This window comes from Algoriphagus sp., from assembly GCF_024642405.1.
GTDB lineage: Bacteria > Bacteroidota > Bacteroidia > Cytophagales > Cyclobacteriaceae > Algoriphagus.
Genome location: NZ_JAHEBC010000238.1, coordinates 1 through 5,895, shown reverse-complemented (window position 1 = coordinate 5,895; position 5,895 = coordinate 1). Strand labels below are relative to the sequence as shown.

8 protein-coding genes are annotated in these 5,895 nt (G+C 38.9%); 5 read left to right on the top strand and 3 right to left on the bottom strand.

Annotated elements, in window-relative coordinates:
* A partial coding sequence (locus Q0L68_RS15085; protein ID WP_296704840.1) for a glycine cleavage T C-terminal barrel domain-containing protein occupies nt 1-306 on the top strand: 306 nt, incomplete at its 5' end.
* Complete coding sequence (locus Q0L68_RS15080) at nt 303-1,013, top strand: 2-phosphosulfolactate phosphatase (RefSeq protein ID WP_296704839.1); 711 nt, start codon at nt 303-305, stop codon at nt 1,011-1,013. The genes Q0L68_RS15085 and Q0L68_RS15080, both read left to right, overlap by 4 nt.
* Before the next feature lie 4 nt (nt 1,014-1,017).
* On the opposite strand, the gene Q0L68_RS15075 is transcribed toward Q0L68_RS15080, so the two are convergent.
* The gene (locus Q0L68_RS15075; protein ID WP_296704838.1) at nt 1,018-1,776 is read right to left on the bottom strand and encodes a glucose 1-dehydrogenase; all 759 of its coding nucleotides are present in this window, start codon (nt 1,774-1,776) and stop codon (nt 1,018-1,020) included.
* A 196-nt stretch (nt 1,777-1,972) separates the two neighbouring features.
* On the opposite strand from Q0L68_RS15075, the gene Q0L68_RS15070 reads away from it, so the two are divergent.
* Nucleotides 1,973-3,451, top strand: a complete 1,479-nt coding sequence (locus Q0L68_RS15070; protein ID WP_296704836.1) for a sulfatase — start codon at nt 1,973-1,975, stop codon at nt 3,449-3,451.
* A gap of 19 nt (nt 3,452-3,470) precedes the next feature.
* Here the strand turns inward: Q0L68_RS15070 and Q0L68_RS15065 are convergent, their stop codons facing one another.
* Complete coding sequence (locus Q0L68_RS15065; protein WP_296704835.1) at nt 3,471-3,809, bottom strand: nucleotide pyrophosphohydrolase; 339 nt, start codon at nt 3,807-3,809, stop codon at nt 3,471-3,473.
* 125 nt (nt 3,810-3,934) lie between these two features.
* Between Q0L68_RS15065 and Q0L68_RS15060 the strand changes: the two genes are divergently transcribed.
* Both Q0L68_RS15060 and Q0L68_RS15055 read left to right on the top strand, forming a co-directional pair.
* Nucleotides 3,935-4,975, top strand: coding sequence for a zinc-dependent alcohol dehydrogenase family protein (locus tag Q0L68_RS15060; RefSeq protein ID WP_296704833.1), 1,041 nt, complete (start codon nt 3,935-3,937; stop codon nt 4,973-4,975).
* A 14-nt stretch (nt 4,976-4,989) separates the two neighbouring features.
* Nucleotides 4,990-5,376 (top strand): iron chaperone, encoded by a 387-nt coding sequence (locus Q0L68_RS15055; protein WP_296704832.1) that lies wholly within the window; start codon nt 4,990-4,992, stop codon nt 5,374-5,376.
* A gap of 3 nt (nt 5,377-5,379) precedes the next feature.
* On the opposite strand, the gene Q0L68_RS15050 is transcribed toward Q0L68_RS15055, so the two are convergent.
* The coding region (locus tag Q0L68_RS15050; protein WP_296704831.1) for an aminotransferase class V-fold PLP-dependent enzyme at nt 5,380-5,895 on the bottom strand (516 nt) is incomplete at its 5' end.

The following is a 5,895-nucleotide window of genomic DNA, read 5'->3' as shown; positions in this document are numbered from 1 at the left end:
ACCAAGGACTTTACTAATTCTGAAGCTTTGAAAGCTCAAAAAGAAGCCGGCGTATCTCGAAAGTTAGTTGGTTTTGTAATGCAAGAAAGAGGTATTCCAAGAGGCCACTACCCTATTGTGGATGCAACAGGGGAAGTAATTGGAGAAGTTACTTCAGGAACTCAATCTCCAAGCATGGGTGTCGGCATCGGTTTGGGCTATGTTAAAACTGAATTTTCAAAACCTGGCACAGAAATTTTCATCCAAGTACGAAATAAAAACTTAAAGGCAATGGTAGAAAAACTGCCTTTATTGAAAGCTAAATGAGAAAAGTAGAAATCTGCTTCAGTCCTGAGCTGATTCATCTTCATTCCCTTGAAAATAAAATTGTGGTGGTAGTCGATATCTTTCGCGCTACCTCCACGATGGTAGCTGCTTTGGCAAATGGAATAACTGAAATCAAAACATTTGCTGATCTGGAAGAATGCAGGCAAATGTCAAAAAAAGGCTATTTGATTGCTGGCGAACGGAATGGCTTAACTGCAGAAGGTTTTGAATTGGGAAACTCCCCTGTGGCCTATCTAAATGAGGCTTATTCTGGAAGAAAGCTAGCCATGACTACAACCAATGGAACTTTAGCAATTTCTAAATCTGAAGGAGCTGAAGAGATATTGATCGGGGCATTCCCAAACTTAGGAGCAACTATCAAATACCTTCAATCAAAAGATCTGGATGTTTTGATTCATTGCGCTGGGTGGAAGGGAATGTTCAACTTGGAAGATTCTCTTTATGCAGGAGCCTTGGTAAAGAGTCTCGAAAGTACTCATGAAGCTTCAGAAGATGGGGCTTTGGCGATGAAAGCATTATTTGAAAAAGAAGGGCATGATTTGAAAGGTTTTCTTTCACAAGCTTCCCATGCAAAAAGACTTCAAAACCACAATATCGAATCTGATATTGATTTTTGTCTGACTTTGGATCTTTTCTCGATAATTGGAAAGGTAGATAATGGAATGCTTAAAAGTCAGGAAATCTAAACCATCATTTTACAAGGATTCCTCCATCAATCGTATAAGCAGCACCAGTAATCCAAGAAGCCTCTTCTGAAACTAAAAACAAAGCTAGCGAAGCTATATCCTCTGGTTTTCCTAAGCGTTTCATCAAGGTATTATTGGCCGTTTGTTGGACGATCGTTTCAGGGTTTTCAAATGCCTGAGCAGAATCCCAGATCAATGGTGTGTCTACAGGACCCGGACAAATGGTATTTACTCTGATTTTTGGTCCATAATCCACAGCCATTTCTTTCACTAAAGCCACCAATGCCGCTTTGCTAGCACAGTAGGCTGCATGGTTTGGGAAACTTTTAAATGCCGCAATAGAACTATTGGCTAATATGCATCCTCCACCATTCTTTAACATTTCCGGTATTGCCAATCGCGATAAATAAAAAACAGAATTGAGGTTCGTATTGATAGTTTCTTGCCATTCATTCAACGAAATCTCGGTGATGGAACCTAGGCCCAATTTTCCAGCATTGGTAACAACTGTATCCAACTTTCCAAAATGCTCAATGGCAGTTTTTACAAGGATTTCATTTACCTCCAACTTCCCTACATCCCCTGCTACAAAAACCACTTTTCCTCCAGCCTTATTCAAATTTCTCTCTAATTCAAGCCCTCTTTCTTGGCTTCTTCCACTTAAAACTAAGGATGCTCCCTCCATAGAAAATCGCTCAGCCATGGCTTTTCCCATTCCGCTTGTAGCACCGGTAATAATCGCTGTTTTTCCTTTTAATCTCATATTTGCTTAATTCTTTATCCTTGAAAATAAGGATAGTTACTTTCCCAAAGCAAAAGTTGCTCTCCAAATAAATTCTTTATCTGGTATATTCAAACTTATATTAGTTCAAGAATTGATGGATTTATCAGCTATTTAAACTAGATTTTAACCTGATTAAACTTGATGAATCTTACCATTTTGTCTTCAAATAAACCCCATGAACCGGATTTTAACTTACGCCTTTTTTCTTCCTTTCTTTTTTATAGGATCAACTTTTGCCCAAACTTCCCAAACTAAAAAGCCCAATATACTATTTATTGCCGTTGACGATCTTAGGTCTGAATTAGGTCATTTCGGAAATACTCAGATACAAACTCCTAATCTTGATCAACTGGCTTCTAAAGCGGTAAGTTTCACCAATCATTTTGTTCATGTTCCTACTTGCGGCGCCTCCAGAGCAGCACTGCTTACGGGCATGAGGCCAAGAAGAAGTGCAGAACTCAGCAACCTGATCATGCAAAATGAGTTTCCGAAAAAAGCCGAAAATGAAATCCCGGAAACATTTATACACCACTTGAAAAGAAATGGCTATCATACCGTAGGCATAGGGAAAATCAGTCATTCTGCGGATGGATATGTCTATGAATACGAGGAGGAAGTTTCAGATCAACGAGAATTACCTTACAGCTGGGATGAACTTCTATTTGATGCAGGAAAATGGAAAACAGGTTGGAATGCTTTTTTTGCTTATGCGGATGGCGAAAACAGACAAAGCATGAACAAGCAAGTCAAGCCTTATGAAGCTGGTGAAGTGGATGATTTAGGATATCCAGATGGATTGACCACCCAACTTGCTATTTCTAAACTGAAAGAATTAAAGGGCCAAGACCAGCCTTTTTTTCTAGGTGTTGGACTATTTAAACCCCACCTTCCCTTTACTTCTCCCAAAAAGTATTGGGATTTATATGATGAAGAATCTATACCTGTTGCACTGAATCCAACCAAGCCTAAGAATGTTTCCGAAAGCAGTTTATTGCCCAGTGGAGAGTTTAACCAATATGCTTTGGGCGAAGAACATCCAGATTTAGAAAAAGTAGCTTCCGAAGCTTATGCAAAAAAAATCAAACATGCCTATTTTGCCGCTGCCAGTTACTCAGATGCACAAATAGGTTTGATTTTAGATGAATTAAAGGCTTTAAATCTGGAAGAAAACACGATCGTCATCATTTGGGGAGATCATGGTTGGCATTTGGGTGAGCAGCAGGTTTGGGGGAAACATACACTTTTTGAAAATGCATTAAAAAGTGCCCTTATAATTAAAATACCCGGAACAGAGCAAAAATCCAGACTAGAAAAAAGTATCGTGGAATCCGTGGATATTTATCCGACCCTTTTGGAATTAGCAGGAATTGAATCTCCTTATCAATTAGATGGTGAAAGCCTGGTTTCTTTGATTGAGCAAAAAGAAAATCCTGCAAATCAAACAGCCTTTAGCTACTTCAAAAATGGAATAACGGTAAGGAATGAACGGTATAGGCTTACCAAATACTTCCGAAACCAAGAACCAACCATCGAACTTTACGATCATCAAAACGACCCACTAGAGACTATCAATATTGCCGCTGATAATCCTGAACTTGTGAAAAGTTTGATGCCATTGCTAGAAAAAGGTAATACTGGATTGTATGATCAATAAAAGGCCAGGCTAAAAACTGCTATTTCAGCTTCTCATTGTTTTTATGACGATCGATATCACGAATATTTTTCTTCTCAAGATTCTTTCGCAAAGCTTCCGTCAAATCCACTCCAGTTTGATTGGCAAGGCACATTAAAACCCAAAGAATATCTGCCATTTCATCCCCTAAATCTTTCCCTTTATCAGATTCTTTGAAGGATTGCTCTCCGTAAGTTCTAGACATGATCCGAGCCAACTCCCCTACTTCTTCCATCAAAATGGTCATATTGGTCAGTTCATTGAAGTATCGGACTCCGACCGTTTTGATCCATTGGTCAACTTGTTCTTGGGCTTCGGTTAATGTGATTTCTTTTTTCATTGAAAGATTTGAATGATTACTACTATTTTTGGATAAAATGATTCCAAATTTGAATGTGGAAAACCTTTACAGGTTGAAACTAAGCAAATATCTCCCAGAAAGTTTCGATTTAATCAAAATCTATGATGAAAGCTCTGCTATATGAATCCTTTCAATCCAATCCTAAAATCACCAAAGTTCCAGACCCTACTCCTACCTCGGATGGAGTAGTCATAGAAGTTAAAGCCACCGGACTTTGCAGATCTGATTGGCATGGATGGATGGGGCATGATGATGATATCGAACTTCCTCATATACCCGGACATGAATTTGCAGGGATCATAACATCTGTAGGAAAAAATGTGAAAAACTGGAAAATTGGAGATCCTGTAACAGTACCTTTTGTATGTGCTTGCGGAAAATGCCCTGAATGTGCTTCAGGCAACCAACAGGTCTGTGACAGCCAATTCCAACCAGGATTTACGCATTGGGGCTCTTTTGCCCAATACGTTGCTATTGAAAGAGCTGAGGTCAATTTAGTGAGGGTTCCTGAAGAGATTTCTATGGAAACAGCAGCCAGTTTAGGCTGTCGATTTGCTACTTCTTTTAGAGCGGTTGTGGATCAAGGAAAAGTTTCTGGAGGACAGTGGATTGCTATCCATGGTTGTGGTGGCATAGGATTATCTGCAATTATGATCGCAAAAGCATTGGGAGCCCAGATTATTGCCATTGATATAGATGAGGAAAAATTAAAACTAGCCAAGAAAATCGGAGCCTCTTTCACACTCAATTCATCAAAAGTATCAAACGTCGTGGAAGCTGTTCGAGAACTTAGTAAGGGAGGAGTTCATATTTCAATAGATGCCTTAGGAAGCCCTGAAACTTGCTTTAATTCAATAGAAAATCTTAGAAAACGAGGAAAACATATTCAGGTTGGTTTGATGCTTGCCGATCATAAGCATGCCTCAATTCCTATGAATCAGGTAATATCGAAGGAATTGGAAATCTATGGAAGCCATGGCATGCAAGCGTATCGATACCCCGATATGTTACAGATGATTCTTTCAGGTAAAATGAACCCTGAACTTTTAATAGGTTCAAGAATTTCTCTTGAGGACTCATTGACTGCATTACCAGAAATGGATAAATTCAAGGGAACCGGAATTTCTATGATTACCAGCTTTTAAATTAAATAAACATCATGAATCCAAAAGCACAGTCTGTCGAGGAATACTTTTCCTGGTTTTCTCCTGAAATCCAAGAAAAACTCCACGCCATCCGAGAAATACTAAAAAAAGCAGTTCCTGAGGCAACAGAGGTCATAAGCTACCATATGCCAGCAATCAAAACCACGGAAGTTTTGGTTTATTATGCAGCCATGAAGAATCACATCGGATTTTACCCTACCAACCTACCCATTATTGAATTCAAAAAAGAATTGGAAAGCTATGTAACCAGTAAAGGAGCAGTTCAAATTCCTTACGATCGAGAAATCCCTCTAAAGCTCATTTCAGATATTGCAGTTTTTCGAAAAGAACAAGCCTCTCAAAATGCTGCCATGAAGAATTTGAAGAAAAAGCAAAAATAATTTTTAGCCCAAGACTTTTTGAATTGCAGTCAACAGTGAGTCGATCTCCGCTTTGCTGTTATAAATATGTGTTGAAATACGAATCGCATTGATCCCTCCCTCCGGAACTACCCGAATTCTAAATCCTTCTTTGCTTATCTCCTGATATGCTTTTTGGTATTCTTTATTTTTCGGTTTAAAAGAGACCATACAAATTCTGGACTCCTTTTCTGAAGGGCTAATTATTTGAAGTTGATTCTTCATTTCATCTAACCCATCAAAAAGGTATTGATTCAGTTCGCGGATTCTTAATTCTATTTTTTCTCTACCGATTTCGCTATGAAAAGCCGTTGCTGCTAAAACCCCTTTAATCATGGGCAAACTTTGGCTTCCATAGTCATAACGGTGGGCAGTTGGAACATAACCTTGGAGTTTCAATGGTTTTTGGTGCAGATCATAGCCCAACTCAGAATATGCTCCTACTTGATATGCCTGCAACTGATCTAACAATTCCTCATTTACATAAAGGAATCCTGATCC